The sequence below is a fragment of the Enterobacter sp. BIDMC 26 genome (genome assembly GCF_000534435.1).
GTDB classification, from domain to species: domain Bacteria; phylum Pseudomonadota; class Gammaproteobacteria; order Enterobacterales; family Enterobacteriaceae; genus Enterobacter; species Enterobacter ludwigii.
The window spans coordinates 1,306,742-1,324,612 of record NZ_KI973182.1; the positions used below are offsets into that span (position 1 = coordinate 1,306,742).

Annotated in this window: 16 protein-coding genes; 11 read left to right on the forward strand and 5 right to left on the reverse strand. The window is 58.2% G+C overall.

The window, feature by feature from the left end; all coding sequences use genetic code 11:
- The 9 genes from paaE to paaY all read left to right on the forward strand — a co-directional run bounded on the left by paaE (nt 1) and on the right by paaY (nt 8,684).
- Nucleotides 1–1,071, forward strand: a complete 1,071-nt coding sequence (gene paaE / locus L462_RS17075; protein ID WP_032678086.1) for a 1,2-phenylacetyl-CoA epoxidase subunit PaaE — start codon at nt 1–3, stop codon at nt 1,069–1,071.
- Nucleotides 1,068–1,835, forward strand: coding sequence for a 2,3-dehydroadipyl-CoA hydratase PaaF (paaF, locus tag L462_RS17070; RefSeq protein ID WP_032678087.1), 768 nt, complete (start codon nt 1,068–1,070; stop codon nt 1,833–1,835). The genes paaE and paaF overlap by 4 nt, the downstream gene beginning before the upstream one ends.
- Nucleotides 1,835–2,623, forward strand: coding sequence for a 2-(1,2-epoxy-1,2-dihydrophenyl)acetyl-CoA isomerase PaaG (gene paaG / locus L462_RS17065; RefSeq protein WP_155964420.1), 789 nt, complete (start codon nt 1,835–1,837; stop codon nt 2,621–2,623). The genes paaF and paaG overlap by 1 nt, the downstream gene beginning before the upstream one ends.
- A 1-nt stretch (nt 2,624) precedes the next feature.
- On the forward strand, nt 2,625–4,052 hold the full coding sequence (gene paaH / locus L462_RS17060) for a 3-hydroxyacyl-CoA dehydrogenase PaaH (RefSeq protein WP_032678089.1): 1,428 nt from the start codon (nt 2,625–2,627) through the stop codon (nt 4,050–4,052).
- Nucleotides 4,042–4,464, forward strand: coding sequence for a hydroxyphenylacetyl-CoA thioesterase PaaI (gene paaI, locus L462_RS17055; RefSeq protein ID WP_020884240.1), 423 nt, complete (start codon nt 4,042–4,044; stop codon nt 4,462–4,464). Before paaH ends, paaI begins: the two co-directional genes overlap by 11 nt.
- Nucleotides 4,464–5,669 carry a 3-oxoadipyl-CoA thiolase gene (gene pcaF, locus L462_RS17050; RefSeq protein WP_032678090.1) on the forward strand — a complete coding sequence of 402 codons (1,206 nt, stop codon included), beginning with the start codon at nt 4,464–4,466 and terminating at the stop codon, nt 5,667–5,669. Before paaI ends, pcaF begins: the two co-directional genes overlap by 1 nt.
- A gap of 26 nt (nt 5,670–5,695) precedes the next feature.
- Nucleotides 5,696–7,012, forward strand: a complete 1,317-nt coding sequence (gene paaK / locus L462_RS17045) for a phenylacetate--CoA ligase PaaK (RefSeq protein ID WP_014169934.1) — start codon at nt 5,696–5,698, stop codon at nt 7,010–7,012.
- 130 nt (nt 7,013–7,142) lie between these two features.
- Entirely contained in the window at nt 7,143–8,078 is a 936-nt protein-coding gene (paaX, locus tag L462_RS17040; protein WP_014169935.1) for a phenylacetic acid degradation operon negative regulatory protein PaaX, read from the forward strand.
- Between the two features lie 9 nt (nt 8,079–8,087).
- Nucleotides 8,088–8,684, forward strand: a complete 597-nt coding sequence (gene paaY / locus L462_RS17035) for a phenylacetic acid degradation protein PaaY (RefSeq protein WP_032678091.1) — start codon at nt 8,088–8,090, stop codon at nt 8,682–8,684.
- A 95-nt stretch (nt 8,685–8,779) separates the two neighbouring features.
- Here the strand turns inward: paaY and L462_RS17030 are convergent, their stop codons facing one another.
- Nucleotides 8,780–9,718, reverse strand: a complete 939-nt coding sequence (locus L462_RS17030; protein ID WP_032678092.1) for an omptin family outer membrane protease — start codon at nt 9,716–9,718, stop codon at nt 8,780–8,782.
- Nucleotides 9,719–9,911: 193 nt separating this feature from the next.
- On the reverse strand, nt 9,912–10,817 hold the full coding sequence (locus L462_RS17025) for a LysR family transcriptional regulator (RefSeq protein WP_032678093.1): 906 nt from the start codon (nt 10,815–10,817) through the stop codon (nt 9,912–9,914).
- Between the two features lie 149 nt (nt 10,818–10,966).
- Here L462_RS17025 and L462_RS17020 point away from each other — a divergent pair, with 149 nt between their 5' ends.
- Nucleotides 10,967–11,254 (forward strand): DUF1330 domain-containing protein, encoded by a 288-nt coding sequence (locus tag L462_RS17020; protein ID WP_014169939.1) that lies wholly within the window; start codon nt 10,967–10,969, stop codon nt 11,252–11,254.
- Here L462_RS17020 and L462_RS17015 read toward each other — a convergent pair.
- Nucleotides 11,251–12,645 (reverse strand): amidohydrolase family protein, encoded by a 1,395-nt coding sequence (locus L462_RS17015; protein ID WP_032678094.1) that lies wholly within the window; start codon nt 12,643–12,645, stop codon nt 11,251–11,253. The genes L462_RS17020 and L462_RS17015 overlap by 4 nt on opposite strands.
- A gap of 128 nt (nt 12,646–12,773) precedes the next feature.
- On the opposite strand from L462_RS17015, the gene L462_RS17010 reads away from it, so the two are divergent.
- On the forward strand, nt 12,774–13,754 hold the full coding sequence (locus L462_RS17010) for a LysR family transcriptional regulator (protein ID WP_032678095.1): 981 nt from the start codon (nt 12,774–12,776) through the stop codon (nt 13,752–13,754).
- On the opposite strand, the gene L462_RS17005 is transcribed toward L462_RS17010, so the two are convergent.
- On the reverse strand, nt 13,677–16,736 hold the full coding sequence (locus L462_RS17005) for an efflux RND transporter permease subunit (protein WP_025204275.1): 3,060 nt from the start codon (nt 16,734–16,736) through the stop codon (nt 13,677–13,679). The two genes, L462_RS17010 and L462_RS17005, sit on opposite strands and share 78 nt — an antisense overlap.
- Entirely contained in the window at nt 16,733–17,842 is a 1,110-nt protein-coding gene (locus L462_RS17000) for an efflux RND transporter periplasmic adaptor subunit (RefSeq protein WP_032678096.1), read from the reverse strand. The genes L462_RS17005 and L462_RS17000 overlap by 4 nt, the downstream gene beginning before the upstream one ends.
- Nucleotides 17,843–17,871: the final 29 nt, after the last annotated feature.

A 17,871-nucleotide genomic window follows, 5' to 3' on the forward strand; every position in this document is an offset into this window, starting at 1 on the left:
ATGACAACGTTTCATTCATTAACAGTGGCAAAAGTGGAACCCGAAACCCGCGACGCGGTGACCATCACTTTCGCGGTACCCCAGGCGTTGCAGGACGCCTATCGCTTCCGTCCCGGACAACACCTGACCCTGAAAGCGAAGCTGGGTGAGGATGAGCTGCGTCGCTGCTACTCCATCTGCCGCAGTACCGCGCCGGGTGAGATCAGCGTAGCGGTGAAAGCCATCGAGGGCGGACGTTTTTCCCGCTATGCCCGGGATGAGATCAAACAGGGCATGGCGCTGGAGGTCATGGTGCCGCAGGGCCAGTTTGGTTACCAGCCGCGCGCTGACCGGGAAGGGCATTATCTGGCCATTGCCGCGGGTTCAGGCATTACCCCAATGCTGGCCATCTTGTCCGCCACGCTCGCCACCGAGCCGAACAGTCATTTCACCTTGATCTACGGCAACCGCAGCAGCCAGAGCATGATGTTTCGCGAGGCGCTTGCCGATCTGAAAGACAAATACCCGCAGCGTCTGCAGCTGGTCGCCATCTTCAGCCAGGAGGTGCTCGACAGCGATCTGCTGCATGGACGTATCGACGGTGAGAAGCTGCAGGCGCTGGCGAAAACCCTGATCAACTTCCGCCAGTACGACGAAGCCTTTATTTGTGGCCCGTCCGCCATGATGGACGACGCGGAAGCGGCGCTGAAAGCGCTGGGGATGCCAGAGAAATCGATTCACCTTGAGCGTTTTAATACGCCAGGCTCGACCGGCAAACGCACGGTCAGCGTGCAGGCTGAAGGGCAGAAAGTCACCGTGCGTCAGGACGGTCACGACCGGGAAATTACCCTCACGGCAAACGATGAAAGCATTCTTGATGCCGCCCTGCGTCAGGGCGCCGACCTGCCGTATGCCTGCAAGGGCGGCGTATGCGCGACCTGCAAATGCAAAGTGCTGCGTGGCAAAGTTGATATGGCGACGAACTACAGCCTTGAGCCGGACGAACTGGCGGCCGGGTATGTGCTGAGCTGTCAGTCGCTGCCGTTAACCGCTGACGTGATCGTCGATTTTGACTCCAGGGGGATGGCATGAGCGAACTGATGGTCACCCGTCATGGTCGTGTCCTGCAGCTGACGCTTAACCGTCCGGCGGCACGCAACGCGCTGAATAACGCCCTGTTAGAGCAGATTGCTGACGCGCTCGACGCCGCTGCGGCCGATCGCGATCTCTCCGTTTGCGTGATTTACGGCAACGCACGCTGCTTTGCTGCCGGCGCAGATCTCAACGAAATGGCGGAGAAAGACCTGCCTGCCACCCTGAACGATATCCGTCCCCAGCTGTGGGCCCGGATCACCGCCTTCAACAAACCCCTGATTGCCGCCGTCAACGGCTTCGCGCTGGGCGCGGGCTGCGAGCTTGCGCTGCTGTGCGACGTGGTGATTGCCGGGGATAACGCCCGTTTTGGTCTGCCGGAAATTACGCTCGGCATCATGCCCGGGGCGGGCGGTACGCAGCGCCTGATTCGTAGCGTGGGCAAATCGCTGGCCAGCAAAATGGTGCTGACCGGGGAGAGCATTACCGCGCAGCAGGCGCAGCGCGCCGGGCTGGTCAGCGATGTGTTCCCGGCTTCATTGACGCTGGAATATGCCCTGAAACAGGCGGCGCTGATGGCACGACACTCACCGCTGGCGCTCCAGGCGGCGAAGCAGGCGCTGCGCCAGTCTCAGGAGGTTTCCCTGCAGGCCGGACTGGTCCAGGAGCGACAGCTGTTTACGCTGCTTTCAGCGACCGAAGACCGGCGAGAAGGCATCGACGCATTCTTACAGAAACGTACCCCCGACTTTAAAGGACGCTAATCGTGGAATTTATTCTCAGTCATGTAGAACAAGGCGTGATGACCCTGACGCTGAACCGTCCGGAGCGTCTGAACAGCTTTAACGACGTGATGCATCAGCAACTCGCTGAGTGCCTGAAGCAGGCCGAGCGCGATGACACCATCCGCTGTCTGCTTATTACCGGGGCGGGGCGCGGCTTCTGCGCGGGTCAGGATCTTAATGACCGCAACGTCGACCCTAACGGCCCGGCACCGGATCTGGGAATGTCCGTGGAGACGTTCTACAACCCGCTGGTTCGCCGTCTTGCGACGTTGCCGAAACCGGTGATTTGCGCGGTCAACGGCGTGGCCGCCGGGGCCGGGGCCACCCTGGCACTGGGGTGTGACATGGTCATTGCCGCCCGTTCTGCCACCTTTGTGATGGCCTTCAGCAAGCTCGGATTAGTGCCGGACTGCGGGGGAACATGGTTCCTGCCGCGCGTCGCCGGGCGCGCCCGCGCAATGGGGCTGGCGTTACTCGGAGACAAACTCAGCGCCGAACAGGCACACGCCTGGGGGATGATCTGGAAGGTGGTGGATGACGAACACCTCTCCGCCACGGCCCAGCAGATGGCGCTGCACTTTGCTTCTCAGCCCACCTTTGGTCTGGGGCTGATTAAGCAGGCGATTAACGCGGCAGAGACCAACACCCTCGACGCCCAGCTTGACCTGGAGCGCGATTATCAACGTCTGGCCGGTCGCAGCGACGACTACCGGGAAGGGGTCAGCGCCTTCCTTGCCAAACGCGCACCGACATTCACGGGGAAATAAGATGGCGATCACGGTTCGTACTGTCGCCGTCATTGGAAGCGGCACGATGGGCGCGGGAATTGCGGAAGTCGCGGCGAGTCATGGGCATCAGGTTCTGATGTATGACATTGCTTCGGACGCGATTTCACGCGCGATTGACGGGATCCGCCAGCGTCTCGCCTCCCGGGTGACTCGCGGAAAACTTTCCGCCGATGCTGGCAGCCAGATTCTTGCCAGGCTGCTGCCGGTAACGGATATCGAAGCGCTCGCCGCGGCAGATCTGGTGATTGAAGCCGCGTCTGAGCGTATCGACGTCAAAAAAGCGCTGTTTGCGCAACTGGCTCAGATTTGCCCGCCGCAGACCTTGCTGACCAGCAATACCTCCTCCATTTCTGTTACGGCGATTGCGGCGGATGTTCACCATCCGGAGCGCGTCGCGGGGCTGCATTTCTTTAATCCTGCACCGGTCATGAAGCTGGTCGAGGTGGTGAGCGGGCTGGCGACATCGCCCGAAGTGGCCGATGCGCTGTGCGAGCTGGCGCTGAACTGGGGGAAACAGCCCGTTCGCTGTCAGTCAACGCCAGGGTTTATCGTCAACCGCGTTGCGCGTCCGTTCTATTCTGAAGCCTGGCGCGCCCTGGAAGAGCAGGTCGCCTCGCCAGAAGTGATTGATACCGCCCTGCGCGACGGCGGCGGTTTCCCGATGGGACCGCTGGAGCTGACCGACATGATTGGTCAGGACGTCAACTTTGCGGTGACCTGTTCCGTATTCAATGCCTTCTGGCAGGAACGTCGTTTCCTGCCGTCGCTGGTGCAGCAGGAACTGGTGCTGGCGGGGCGGCTGGGCAAAAAAAGCGGGAAGGGCGTTTACGACTGGCACGGTGAGAAACCGTCTGTGCCGTGGCTTGACGCAGTAAACGACAGCTTTACCCCCATGCGTGTGCAGCGAAGAGGTGACGGTGTCACGGAAATTGATGAGCTCCTGTTGATTGAAACCCAGGGGGAGACCGCTCAGGCGCTGGCCCGGCGTTTTCACTGTCCGGTCGTGGTGATTGACCGCATTGAACGCGACGTGGCGGTGATCGCAGCCGCATCGGATAACCCGCATACCGCCACGCAAAAAGCCGTCTGGTACCTGCAGCAGCAGGGACACCGGGTACTGCACATTGCCGATTACCCCGGCCTGCTGGTCTGGCGGACGGTGGCGATGATCGCCAACGAAGCGCTGGATGCGCTGCAAAAAGGGGTGGCCAGCGAGAAGGATATCGACACCGCCATGCGCCTCGGCGTGAATTACCCGAACGGGCCCATTGCCTGGGGTGAGCGTCTGGGCTGGCAACGGCTGTTAACGCTGCTGGAAAATTTGCAACGCCATTACGGCGAAGAACGCTATCGCCCTTGTTCACTGCTGCGCCAGCGTGCGCTTCTGGAGAGTAGCTATGAGTCATAACGCCTGGCATAACGCCCGTACCATGTATGAACAGGACGCCTGCGCCCAGGCGCTGGGGATCGACATCATCGACATGGACGATGGCTACGCGGTAGTAACGATGACCATCACCCCGCAGATGCTCAACGGCCACAAAACCTGCCACGGAGGGCAGCTGTTTTCACTGGCCGATACCGCCTTTGCCTACGCCTGCAACAGCCAGGGGCTGGCGGCAGTGGCGTCAGGCTGTTCAATCGATTTTCTGCGCCCGGGGTTTGCCGGCGACACGCTGACCGCCACCGCGCGGGTTAAGCATCAGGGCAAACTGACCGGCGTGTATGACATTGAAATTCAGAACCAACAACAGAAAACCGTTGCCCTGTTTCGCGGAAAATCTCACCGCATCGGCGGCAGTGTGACAGGAGAAGCCTGATGCGTGACGCTTTTATTTGTGATGGCGTTCGAACCCCGGTGGGGCGCTATGGCGGGGCGCTGGCCAGCGTTCGCGCCGACGATCTCGGCGCGGTGCCGCTGCGTGCGCTGCTGGCCCGTTATCCGCAGCTCGACCTCGAGCGGATTGATGATGTGATCTTCGGCTGCGCCAACCAGGCGGGGGAAGATAACCGCAACGTGGCGCGTATGTCGCTGCTGCTGGCCGGACTGCCTCAGACGGTCTCGGGCACCACGCTGAACCGCCTGTGCGGTTCGGGTCTGGACGCGATTGGCTTTGCCGCGCGGGCGATCAGGGCGGGTGATGGCGACATGCTGCTTGCAGGCGGCGTCGAGTCAATGTCCCGAGCGCCGTTTGTAATGGGTAAAGCCACGGCGGCGTTCCAGCGTCAGGCGGAGATTTTCGACACCACCCTCGGCTGGCGATTTGTGAATCCGCTCATGCATCAGCAATTCGGAACTGACAGCATGCCGGAAACGGCAGAGAATGTAGCTGAATTGTTAAATATCAGCCGGGCCGATCAGGATGCGTTCGCGCTGCGCAGCCAGCAGCGTACTGCTCAGGCGCAGCAGAACGGCATTCTGGCGCAGGAGATTGTGCCGGTGCAGGTGACCGGCAAAAAAGGAACGGTTACGGAAGTTTCGGTAGATGAGCATCCCCGTGCTGATACCACGCTTGAACAACTTGCCGCGCTGAAAACACCGTTTCGCAAGAACGGTGTCGTGACGGCGGGTAACGCCTCCGGTGTAAACGATGGCGCTGCGGCGTTGATTATCGCCAGCGAGTCGATGGCGCACGCGCAAGGGCTTGTCCCGCGCACGCGGATCGTGGCGATGGCTACCGCTGGCGTGGAGCCACGTCTGATGGGCTTAGGACCGGTGCCAGCCACCCGCAAAGTGCTGGAACGTGCCGGGCTCAGCATCAACGATATGGACGTGATTGAGCTTAACGAAGCTTTCGCTTCTCAGGCGCTGGGCGTGTTACGTCAGCTGGGATTGCCGGATGACGCTGAACACGTCAACCCGAACGGAGGGGCCATTGCGTTGGGCCACCCGCTGGGCATGAGCGGTGCCAGACTGGCGCTGGCCGCGAGCAATGAATTGCATCGACGCAACGGGCGCTATGCGCTGTGTACGATGTGCATCGGTGTGGGTCAGGGCATTGCCATGATCCTTGAGCGTGTTTGAGCGAATAACAGTGTGAGTACCCTACAATGACAAATACAACAAAGCTTGATCCGATCGAAACGGCCTCCATTGACGAATTACAGGCGCTGCAAACCGAGCGTCTGAAATGGACGCTGCATCACGCCTATAACAACGTTCCGATGTACAAACGCAAGTTTGACGCCGCGGGCGTTCACCCTGACGATTTTAAAACGCTGGAAGACATCCGTAAGTTCCCGTGCACCACCAAGCAGGACCTGCGTGATAACTATCCGTTCGATACCTTTGCCGTACCGATGGAGCAGGTGGTGCGTATTCACGCCTCTTCCGGCACCACCGGAAAGCCAACCGTCGTCGGTTATACCCAACATGACATCGACAACTGGGCCAACCTGGTGGCCCGTTCTCTGCGCGCCGCGGGCGGCAGTGCGAAAGACAAAATTCATGTGGCCTATGGGTATGGCCTGTTTACCGGTGGGCTGGGCGCGCACTATGGCGCAGAGCGTTTAGGGGCGACCGTTATCCCGATGTCCGGCGGCCAGACGGAGAAACAGGCGCAGCTGATCCGCGATTTCCAGCCGGATATGATCATGGTGACGCCATCCTACTGCCTTAATCTGATCGAAGAGCTGGAGCGCCAGATGGGAGGCGATGCCAGCGCCTGCTCCCTGCGTGTGGGGGTGTTTGGCGCAGAGCCGTGGACGCAGGCCATGCGCCGCGAAATCGAGAAACGTCTGGGGATCACCGCGCTGGATATCTATGGGCTTTCCGAGGTCATGGGGCCAGGCGTGGCGATGGAGTGTATCGAAACCGCCGACGGTCCGACCATCTGGGAAGATCATTTCTATCCGGAGATCGTCAACCCGAATGACGGCACGCCGCTTAATGATGGCGAGCAGGGCGAACTGCTGTTCACCACGCTGACCAAGGAGGCGCTGCCGGTGATTCGTTATCGCACCCGCGACCTGACGCGCCTGCTTCCTGGGACCGCCCGCACCATGCGCCGTATGGACAGGATCAGCGGTCGCAGTGACGATATGCTCATCATCCGCGGCGTCAACGTCTTCCCGTCCCAGCTGGAAGAGGAGATCGTGAAGTTCGAACACCTCTCCCCGCACTACCAGCTGGAGGTCAACCGCCGCGGCCATCTTGATTCACTTTCCGTGAAGGTGGAGCTGAAAGAGAGCAGCTTAACGCTGACCCACGAGCAGCGCTGCCAGGTGTGCCACCAGCTGCGCCATCGGATTAAATCGATGGTCGGGATCTCCACCGACGTGATGATTGTCAACTGCGGCAGTATCCCGCGCTCAGAGGGCAAAGCCTGTCGGGTGTTTGATTTGCGTAAAGTTGCGGCTAACGGTTGAGTTTCCCTCACCCCCTCATCCTAACCTTCTCCCCGGAGGGGGGAAGGGACGTTATCCCCCTCTCACTTTGGGAGAGGGCCGGGGTGAGGGGAATATGCTATGATTCATCCAGACCAAAAATAACAACAGAATGAATCATATGAATAAACTCGATGCCTTTATCCAGCACGCGGTTAGCTCGGTTCCCGTTAGCGGAACGTCGCTTATCTCCTCATTATACGGTGACGCGCTTTCACATCGCGGTGGCGAGATTTGGCTTGGCAGCCTCGCCGCCTTACTGGAAGGCATGGGGTTTGGCGAGCGCTTTGTGCGCACTGCGCTGTTTCGTCTTAACAAAGAGGGCTGGCTGGATGTGTCGCGCATCGGACGACGCAGCTTTTACCGGCTGAGCGACAAAGGGCTGCGTTTGACCCGCCGCGCGGAGAGTAAAATCTACCGTGCTGAACTCCCGGCATGGGACGGCAAGTGGCTGTTGCTGCTCTCGGAAGGTCTGGATAAAACCACCCTTGCTGACGTCAAGAAGCAGCTGATCTGGCAGGGTTTTGGCACCCTGGCTCCCAGCCTGATGGCCTCCCCGTCGCAGCATCTGGCGGATGTGCAGTCGCTTTTACACGACGCAGGCGTGGCGGAAAACGTCATCTTCTTCGAGGCCCATTCGCCGCTGGCGCTGTCCCGCGCGGCGCTGCGTGCCCGGGTCGAGGAGTGCTGGCAGTTGACCGAACAGAACGCGATGTACGAGACGTTTATCCACTCGTTCCGTCCTCTTCTGCCGCTGCTGAAAGAGGCCGCGCCGGACGAATTAACGCCGGAACGCTGCTTCCAGATCCAGCTGTTGCTGATCCATTTTTACCGTCGCGTGGTGCTGAAAGACCCGTTGTTGCCGGAGGAGTTATTGCCCGCACACTGGGCCGGACAAAGTGCGCGACAGCTGTGCATTAATATTTATCAGCGTGTGGCACCGGGGGCGCTGGCGTTTGTCAGTGAGAAAGGTGAAACCTCCGTCGGCGAACTGCCTGTGCCCGGCACGCTCTACTATCAACGCTTTGGTGGTCTTACTATCGTATAAGGAGTGGAGATGCCCGTTTATCAAATTGACGGTCTGACGCCGGTGGTGCCTGATGAGAGCTACGTTCACCCGACGGCGGTGCTCATCGGCGACGTGATCCTGGGCAAAGGCGTGTATGTTGGCCCGAATGCCAGCCTGCGCGGCGATTTTGGCCGGATTGTGGTGAAAGACGGTGCGAACATTCAGGATAACTGCGTCATGCACGGTTTCCCGGAGCAGGACACGGTGGTGGAAGAGGACGGACATATCGGCCACAGCGCGATTCTGCACGGCTGTATTATCCGCCGTAACGCTCTGGTAGGGATGAACGCGGTGATCATGGACGGCGCGGTAATTGGCGAAAACAGCATTGTCGGCGCGGCGGCCTTTGTGAAAGCGAAAGCGGAGATGCCCGCCAACCATTTGATCATTGGAAGTCCGGCAAAAGCGATACGTGTGCTGAGCGAGCAGGAAATTGCCTGGAAGAAGCAGGGCACGCGTGAGTATCAGGTGCTGGTGGATCGCTGCAAGCTGACCCTGCATCAGGTCGAACCCCTGCGCGAAGTGGAGCCCGGTCGAAAACGTCTGGAGTTTGACGAGGATCTGCGACCAAAATCGGCGTCATGAAGGGGCGCGCACCTGCTGATGTCAAAGCAGCGCATCGAAAAAGGCCCCGTCAGGGGCCTGTGCATGTTTACGCTGGCCTGATGCGTTGCGCGAAATCAGAACCGGTATTGCAGACCGGCGGTAACGGTATAGTTTTTGTTGGAAATGCCCGCCGCATCACCGCCAATTGACCCGGATTCGCCCGTGTTAGTATCAATAATCTGCGTGCCGCCTTTGCCCTCTTTGTAACGGCTATACGCGAACTCGGCAAAGACTTTGGCGTGTGGCGTGACGTAATATCCTGCATCCACTGACGCACCATAATAGCGAGAGTCTGAGGTTTTCTCGCGGAAGGTCAGGTCGCGCATATAGTGCTCGTCGTTATCATGAGCGCGCACCCAGTCACTGAATTTAAACAGGCCATTAAATTCGAAATTATTAATACGATACTGCCCCACAAGCCCAATATAAGGCATTGAGAAGCGCTGGCTATAACCAATGCCGCGTTCGCCCGCCGGGAAATTCCCCGTGTTGGTACCGTTATCATAATTATAAGAGCCACCGGTGGCCGTCCAGCTAAAACGGGTTTCCTGATAACCGGCAGTCACGCCCGCTTTATAGCTTTCGCCCTGCAATATCCAGCCTTTTACATTGAGATCGTATTCATTGGCATAATTGACGTTAGTTGCCGGATGCGTCGAATGATCTGTCCAGCTGGATTGTCTTTCGTTCATCCAGTCATAGTCATCCATATGACCCGAGCCGGATGCCAGCGAGGTCCAGCCGCGTGCGTTCAGGGTCAGGAAAGGGTACGCATCCCAGGAAATATCGCCTTTCAGGATGGCGACGTTTTTAATTTTCCAGTCCAGTTGGCTGATTTTTCTGCCTGTGACGTCGTCATACACCATTTCATGGGATTTCCCGCTGAGCATCCCGCCCGAGGCTGAAACGGTGACGCTGTCAGGTGAGAAATTCGGCGTAAATTGCGTTTCCCCTGCGTATACTATGCCTGAAAAGGCGGCCATCATCGTCAGTAAAAGCGTATTTCTTGTCATTTTTATGTCCCTAATTAAAATTTAATAAATACCTTGCAATTAAATTTTAAAAGCCACACAAATAACAATCAACTGCCAGTTTTAGTCATTATTCGCCTTTGCGTTGTATATTCCTTTCACAAGAAACGTCCCTGGGCGAGATAATATTGCCGTCCGGCCGCCGACAATTAGCGTGAATATCTTTAGCAGGATATTAATCAAAGTACGGTTTTAAAATGACTTCTGTCCAGTGCATAAAAGCTCTGACACGCTGCGATAAATTACGCCGATGGGCGACCACGAAAGCGGCATTAAGCGGTTCAGGAGGCAAATGGGGAAGCACTTCAACCAGCGCGCCGCGCTGGATATGGGGCGCCAGCGCGGAATACCCGCCCTGAATTAAGCCCAGACCCGCCAGCCCGGCTTCATGATAGGCCGGTACGCTGTTGACCCGCGCGGCGCCGGGTAACATCACGGACCGGTAGCCATCACCGTCCGGGTACTGCCAGCCATCAGGTCGGGCACCAAAATTTCGCATGTAATGCACCATTCGGTGTCCCTGACGAAGCAGGTCGTCGATCGTCTCGGGCACCCCGACGCGCTCCAGGTAGCGTGGGCTGGCGGCGTTAATCATCCGTAGCTGACCCAGCGGTCGGGCAATGAGGGTCTCATCAACAATGGGCCCAAAACGAATCACGCAGTCAAAGCCTTCCTGAACCAGATCGACTCGCCGGTCTGTGCTTGAAAGTTCTATTTCAAGTTCAGGATGCGCGTCCAGCAGTTGTGGCAGGGCGGGAATCACTACGCTTTGGGCCAACACTGCTGGCATATCGACGCGTAAACGTCCCCGCAGTGACATGCCGCCAGGCGCAAACATGGACTGCAGATCTTCTGCATCTGCTAACAAATCCTGGGCGCGCGAATAAAAAGCCCGACCGTCTTCGGTCAGCTGTACCGCGCGGGTAGTCCGGTGCAACAGCGTCGTCCCGAGGTCATGCTCAAGCTCACGTACGACCGTTGAAACGCGGCCTTTCTTAATGCCCAGGCTCTCTGCCGCCTGAGTAAAGCTCTGCATTTCTGCGACGCGCGCAAAAATAGTCAGTGCATGCAGGTTTTTCATTGTTCACCTTCCGGGTAACAGTGCGTTATTTTTTGGGTGATTTATTCCCTTATTGATGACTAATAGAGTGTCTTCGTACCGCGTAACGCTGTCAAACAGGTTGATGCGTTTTACACCACCGGCAACAGTCCTCAGGAAGGATAAAGAAGATGAATAAAGGTTATTTAATCGCCCACGTGACCGTCACAGATCCTGCTGCCTATGCAGAATATGCGAACGCTGCCGGGGAAGCGCTGCAGGGGTTCAACCCCCGGGTCATCGTCTGGTCAGGGGAATATGAAAATCTCGAAGGGGAGGCGCATGAACGCCACGTCGTTCTAGAGTTTGATTCGTATGCTGAGGCCAAACGTTTTTATAACAGTCCCGGGTACGTGGCCGCCAGAAAGCTGCGCGCGGGGGCGGCAACCGGGACATTTGTTGTGGTTGAAGGGGCTTAATCCTGCGCCAGCGGCAGGAAGGCGTCAGCAAATATGTCCGGCTCATACCCGGCTGAGGTAAAGAGATGATGACGTGATTCATCAATGGCCTCGCGAAGGCGGGTGATGTCGACCCCCAGCACGTTGCCGTCTTGCTTCACGATTCGTCCGGAAATCATGACGGTATGGATGTTGCTGCGCTCTGCCGCATGGACCACCGTGCCAAATGCATTGCCGGACGGATAGAGGTTGAGATCGCCGGCGTTAATAAGCACCAGGTCGGCCTGTTTACCCGGCGTCAGGCTGCCGATGCTCTCCTGTAACCCTGCACAGGCCGCACCATCAACGGTGGCTGCTTTCAGGAGCTGTTGGGTATGAAGCGTATTTACGGTGTGCGCTGAACCACAGCAGTGCTGCTGATGCATGCCCATGACGCGCTGGAGGTAAAAAGCCACGCGCATTTCCATAAACATGTCGCCGCTGTACGACGTTTCATTGTCAACGCTGAGGCCGGGGCTGATGCCGTGGCGCAGCGCGGACTGAAGGGCAAACATGCCGTCTTCAATCCCATAGTGCGCATCGGAACGGGGGCAGACGTTCACGCGTACGCCCGCGTCCCGCAGGATTTTCCATCCGTCGTCCGGCAGTGCGGTGCAGTGATTAAAAATATTGTCCGGCCCCAGAAGCCCCTGCTGATGCAGTGCCTCAAGCTGCGACGCCATTTCACCCCCAAAGAATTCGGTCACGATTGGCAACCCCAGCCTGCGGGCCTCCAGCCATTTCTCCGGCTCCAGCTGGGCCATGACCGCCAGCGAAACAAGACTTTCAGGGTTATTCTGGAAATACTTTTCTTGCAGGCGCTGCCAGTTACCGGGCCAGTGCGCGCGATCCCATTCTCCGGACACCGGTGCACCGGAAGCGTGTACGGCGCGGATCCCCGCATCCAGCAGGGCCTCAACGGCCGCGTCCGAATGCGCAGCGGTGCGGCTGTTATGGGAATTATCAATCACCGTGGTGATACCGGCATCAATACACCCCAGGGCGGTGAGCAGGTTGCCGATATAAATATCGGCAGGGCGATAATACCTGGCGAACGAGAAGTGCGTGGCGTTGCAGTAATCTTCAAGCGTTTTGGCGTCGGGGTTAATGCGGCGCAGTTGTCCCTCCCAGGCATGACGATGGGTATCCACCAGGCCCGGCATGGCAATCATATGTGTGGCATTTATTATGCGGGCGCCTTCTGCTGCCAGATTTTCACCAATGGCGACGATCTTTGCGCCTTCGATAAGGATATCGCCGCGTTCAAAATTACCCACCCTGTCATCCATGCTGAGCAGGGTTGCGCCCTTAATCAACGTGGCGGGTGGGGTTATGCTCTGATTGTTAATCATATTTCTCAGGTAATCGCTCATCTTCTTGTCCTTTGTCTCTTCATGGGTGAGAAATTACGCCACCCGATTACGGCGAAAAAGATGCTTAACGTGTTTTCATTATTCATAATCTACGAAGAATAATGTGAGCGACGGTCGGGGGAGAAAAGATGGATCGTATTCAGGCAATGCAGATCTTCATGCGGGTAGCGCAGGCCGGAAGCTTTGTCCGCGCAGCCGAAACGCTTTCTCTGCCTTCGTCAACGGTCACCAGCAGCATAAAAAATCTGGAGAATTACCTCCAGGTGCGCCTGCTTAACAGAACGACAAGGCGGGTGAGCCTCACCGCTGAAGGTGTGCAGTATCTGGCGCAATGCCAGGAAATACTGGCGTTAATCGAGCATGCGGAAACGAGCCTGACGGCGTCAGTCCGGTGCCCGCAGGGACGCTTGCGGGTGGATATGCCGGGCGGGATCGCGGATTTCATCGTGATGCCTCACCTGAAAGATTTTTACCGGCTTTATCCGGATATCTACCTGATGCTGGGCGTCAACGATCGGCAGGTTGATCTGGTGCAGGAGGGGGTGGACTGTGTGATCCGAACGGGGGATCTGAATAACTCGACTCTTGTTGCCCGTCCTCTGGGCCGGTTTCGCTGGGTGACCTGTGCCTCACCGGACTATCTCAGGAAGTTCGGTACTCCCCGCTCGCCAGACGACTTATCACAGCATCGGGCGATACACTATTTTTCCGATCAGACCCGACGGGCGGATGCGTTACGCTTTGTCCGCGGGACAGAGACGGTCTCCATCCCTGTCCGCGGCGAAGCGGCCGTAAATGCCACCGGGCTTTATATCAACATGTGCCTTGAAGGTTTCGGGCTGGCGCAGCTGGCTGAGAGTATTGTCTCAGCGCATCTGCGGGAGGGAAGGCTGGTTGAGGTTCTGGCTGACTGGCAACCGCCTTCGGTGCCCGTCACGTTGCTTTATCCCCATCAGCGTTTTCTCTCTCCCGCAGTGCGTGCCTTTGCAGACTGGATTGCCGGGCTTATCCCGGACGCCAGCCCGGCACCGTCAGGCGGCGGGCTTGATCCGAAACCAGATCGCATACATCGCAGGCAGGAAGACGAGGGTAATAATGGTTCCCCCTAGCGTTCCGCCAATCAGCGTGTAGGCCAGCGTTCCCCAGAACACGGAGTGCGTCAGGGGAATGAACGCCAGCACGGCGGCCATGGCCGTCAGTAAGACCGGCCTCGCGCGCTGTACGGTCGCCTCAACCACGGCATGGAACGGATCGAGACCGTCCTTCTGGTTGTGATCGATTTGACCAATGAGAATCAGCGTGTTTCGCATCAGGATCCCCGAAAGCGCGATCAGGCCGACGAGGGCATTGATGCCAAATGGCTGATTGAAAAGCAGCAGCGTAGGAACCACACCAATAAGCCCCAGCGGTGCGGTCAGGAATACCATGACCATGGCCGAGAGTGAACGCACCTGCAGAATGATTATCAGCAGCGTCAGGGCAATCATGATGGGGAACAGCGGGGCCATGGCCTGGGTGGCTTTGCCGGATTCCTCAATCGATCCCGCCATTTCGATGCGATAGCCAGGTGGAAGCGAATCAACAATGGGTTGCAGCTGTTTCATGATGGCGGTTGACACATCCGGGGGCTGAAGGTTTTCGGCAATGTCTCCCCTCACGGTAATCGTGGGCGTACGATCGCGACGGCGCAACAGCGGATCTTCCATTCGGATCTCAATCTCCCCGATTTGTGACAGCGGAACGCGTTGCCCGGCGTTACCCACCAGGGTAAAACCCTCTATCTTCGCCGGGTCAAGGCGGATATCACCTGCGGCGCGGCCCGTAACCTGTACCGAGCGAATATCTTCCCGCACGGAGGTGATGGGAACGCCCGACAGCAGGAACTGAAGCTGCTGGGCAACGGCGTTCGACGTTAAACCGGTAGCCTGCAGGCGGTTCTGATCGAGGGTGAAATGCAGGGTCGGTACGCGTGAACCCCAGTCGGTATTGACGGTTCTCATCATCGGACTGGCCTGCAGCACACCTTTGACGTTATCTGCAATGTCACGCAGTTTATCGACATCCGGTCCCATTACACGCCAGGCGACCGGGAAGGGAGAATAAGGCCCGAACACCAGCTGCGTGACCCGCACGCGAGCCTCCGGAGCCAGCCCGCGGGCTACCGCTTCGCGAAGGCGGAACTTCAGCGCCTCGCGTGACTTCTCGCTGTCCGTCATGACGACAACCTTCGCGAAAGAGGGATCGGGCAACTCAGGGGCCATCGCCAGATAAAAGCGCGGCGAACCTTGGCCAATGTAGGCGGTGACGATGCTGGCTTCAGGCTGTTTGCGCAGCCACGCTTCGATTTTCGCGGTGGCGGCGCTGGTTTGCTCAATCGATGTGCCATACGGCATCTGCACTTCCACCAGCACCTCGGGGCGGTCGGACGTCGGGAAAAACTGTTTTTTAACCAGCCCCATCCCCAGTACTGCGAGGGTGAAGATGGCCACGACGGACGCGGCGACGATCCATTTTCGGGCGATCACGCGGCTCAGGGTATGACGAAAACGGTTATAGCGCGGGGTGTCATAGATGGCGGCATGACCGCCTTCGACTTTTGCGATGTCCGGCAGAATTTTGACGCCCAGATAAGGGGTGAATACCACCGCCACAAACCACGAAGCTATCAGGGCGAGGCCGACTACCCAGAACATATTGCTGGTGTACTCCCCGGCGGTTGACTGCGCAAAACCATTCGGCATAAACCCGATGGCTGTCACCAGGGTTCCGGCCAGCATTGGCGCGGCGGTATGGCTCCAGGCGTAGGCGGAGGCTTTGATTCTGTCGTAGCCTTCCTCCATTTTTACCACCATCATTTCGATGGCGATAATGGCATCATCAACCAGTAAGCCGAGGGCGAGAATAAGGGAGCCCAGGGTAACGCGGTCGAAGTTTATACCGGAGGCTTCCATCACGACAAAAACGACCGCCAGCGTCAGCGGCACTGCCGCCGCGACAACGATGCCCACGCGCCACCCCATACTGACAAAACACACCACCATCACCACCAGCAAGGCGACGAAGAACTTGATCATAAACTCATCGACCGACGAGCGGATATTCACCGACTGATCGGTGACTTTCGTCAGGGTCATCCCCAGAGGCATATTCGCATTGATATTTGCCGTTTCAGCATCCAGCGCTTTACCCAGCGCCAGGCCGTTCCAGCCTTCACGCATGACAATACCGAGCAGGAGGGTGGGTTCTTGCTGGTTACGGATCTGCAGGGTCGGTGGATCTTCATACCCCCGTTCAACCGTTGCTACGTCGGACAGCCGGAGCGTTTTGCCCTGCGCGATAAGGGGCGTATCGCGGATCTTCTGCAATTTATCGAAAGCGCCGTCGAGGCGGATAAAGATTTGCGCCCCGCGCGTTTCAATCGAGCCCGCCGCGGTTAATGCGTTCTGGCTGTTGAGCGTGGTGAAAATATCCTGCGGCGAGAGTCCCAGTGTTGCCAGACGGTCATGCGAGAAGGAGATGTAAATCCGCTCGGCCTGTTCCCCGATGATGTTCACTTTCTTTACGCCCGGAACGTGCAAAAGCTGCTGGCGCAGGGCTTCGGCGTCACGCACTAACAGACGCTGTGGTTCGCCTTTCGCTTTCAGTGCAAAAAGGGCAAAGGTGACATCGGAAAACTCATCATTGATCATCGGCCCCATGACGCCTGCCGGAAGGTTTTTGGTTTCATCCCCCAGTTTCTTTCGCGCCTGGTAAAACTCTTCCTGAACCTGAGAAGGCGGGGTTTTGTCCTGCAATGACAACGTGATAAACGCCATACCGGGGCGGGTATACGTTTCCGTGCGGTCATACCATTTGAGTTCCTGCAGACGTTTTTCCAGCGGCTCGGCGACCTGATCCTGAATTTCCTGTGCGGTTGCCCCGGGCCAGACGGTGATAACCGTCATTTGCTTAACCGTGAAGGGTGGATCTTCCGCGCGGCCAAGGCCAAAAAACGAGAAAATACCGGCAAGGGTAACCAGAATAATCAAGAACAGCGTGACCGAGCGCTCGCGTACCGCAAGCGCTGACAGGTTGAAACGACCTCCACTCATGGTGTCATCCCCGCCTGAGTGGCATCGCGCTGTTCCACCAGCCGGACCGCTTCGCCTTCGTGCAGAAGATGGACGCCTAACGCAACAATCTTCTCTCCGGGCTGCACGCCGCCGGTCACTCTGGCGATATCATCCCCTACGCTAAGCACCCTGACAGGCTGCCAGACGACTTTTGTCGGCTGAGCGGAAATACGCCAGACGCCAGGCCCTTTCCCCGCATCGTAGAGAGACGCCAGAGGAACCTGCATCACCCGGCTGTCGCCTTTGCCGTGTTCGATGCTCAGCGTCACGGTCGCCCCCAGCGGCGCGTTCGCCAGCGCGCCATCCAGCACGTATCGGGCCTCAAAGGTACGGGTGGTCGCATCGGCTGAATCAGACAGCAGGCGCAGCTTCGCGCTAACGGGCTGCTTTTCGTTACCGTAGAGCGTTGCCAGGGCTGTACTTCCTACGGCAGGGCGCAGGGTTTCCGGCAACTGGACCAGCGCCTCGCGCTGCCCCGCGCGGGCCAGACGGATCACCGCCTGCCCGGCGCTGACCACCTGTCCAGGCTCGGCAAGCGTCTCCATCACCACGCCGTCTGAATCGGCAAGTAGCACGGCATAACCGGTAGCGTTTTGCGCCACGCCTGCCTGTGCCCGGGCAGCGCTGAGCTCCGCTCTGGCGCTGTCGGCTGCGGCTTTAATCTGGTCGTACTCTGACGCCGACACTGCACCGGATGCCACAAGGCCGCGATAACGCGCCTCATCGCTGGACGCTTTACGTGCGCGCGCCTGGGCAGCATCCACCGCTCGCTGCTGGGCCTGCGCCTGTAATTTCAGATCAACAGGATCCAGACGCATTAAAGGCTGGCCCTGCTTAACGGTTTGACCCGTATCGACAAGACGTTCGAGAATTTTGCCCTGCACCCTGAAGCCTAAATCACTTTGCGTTCTTGCCACCACCACGCCGGTAAAGGCGCGTGACGTCTCGTTCGCAGGGATCACGGACGCAAACCTGACAAGCGGTGGCTGCGTGCGCGGATCGTCACTGGCGTGGTTATCGCCGCATGCCACCAGGGCAAACGGCAGGAGGCATACGGCAAGGCGGGCTGAATGAAGCCTGAGCATGGGAACCCTTATTACATTAACAGGACGGT

What these genes read in the sequence shown, in the direction of transcription:
- L462_RS17000 (WP_032678096.1), bottom strand. Translation starts at nt 17,842, where the DNA reads ATGCTCAGGCTTCATTCAGCCCGCCTTGCCGTATGCCTCCTGCCGTTT.
- paaE (WP_032678086.1), top strand. Translation starts at nt 1, where the DNA reads ATGACAACGTTTCATTCATTAACAGTGGCAAAAGTGGAACCCGAAACC.
- L462_RS17030 (WP_032678092.1), bottom strand. Translation starts at nt 9,718, where the DNA reads ATGACAAGAAATACGCTTTTACTGACGATGATGGCCGCCTTTTCAGGC.
- paaX (WP_014169935.1), top strand. Translation starts at nt 7,143, where the DNA reads ATGAATCATATGAATAAACTCGATGCCTTTATCCAGCACGCGGTTAGC.
- L462_RS17005 (WP_025204275.1), bottom strand. Translation starts at nt 16,736, where the DNA reads ATGAGTGGAGGTCGTTTCAACCTGTCAGCGCTTGCGGTACGCGAGCGC.
- L462_RS17010 (WP_032678095.1), top strand. Translation starts at nt 12,774, where the DNA reads ATGGATCGTATTCAGGCAATGCAGATCTTCATGCGGGTAGCGCAGGCC.
- paaH (WP_032678089.1), top strand. Translation starts at nt 2,625, where the DNA reads ATGGCGATCACGGTTCGTACTGTCGCCGTCATTGGAAGCGGCACGATG.
- paaF (WP_032678087.1), top strand. Translation starts at nt 1,068, where the DNA reads ATGAGCGAACTGATGGTCACCCGTCATGGTCGTGTCCTGCAGCTGACG.
- pcaF (WP_032678090.1), top strand. Translation starts at nt 4,464, where the DNA reads ATGCGTGACGCTTTTATTTGTGATGGCGTTCGAACCCCGGTGGGGCGC.
- paaK (WP_014169934.1), top strand. Translation starts at nt 5,696, where the DNA reads ATGACAAATACAACAAAGCTTGATCCGATCGAAACGGCCTCCATTGAC.
- L462_RS17025 (WP_032678093.1), bottom strand. Translation starts at nt 10,817, where the DNA reads ATGAAAAACCTGCATGCACTGACTATTTTTGCGCGCGTCGCAGAAATG.
- paaI (WP_020884240.1), top strand. Translation starts at nt 4,042, where the DNA reads ATGAGTCATAACGCCTGGCATAACGCCCGTACCATGTATGAACAGGAC.
- L462_RS17015 (WP_032678094.1), bottom strand. Translation starts at nt 12,645, where the DNA reads ATGAGCGATTACCTGAGAAATATGATTAACAATCAGAGCATAACCCCA.
- paaY (WP_032678091.1), top strand. Translation starts at nt 8,088, where the DNA reads ATGCCCGTTTATCAAATTGACGGTCTGACGCCGGTGGTGCCTGATGAG.
- L462_RS17020 (WP_014169939.1), top strand. Translation starts at nt 10,967, where the DNA reads ATGAATAAAGGTTATTTAATCGCCCACGTGACCGTCACAGATCCTGCT.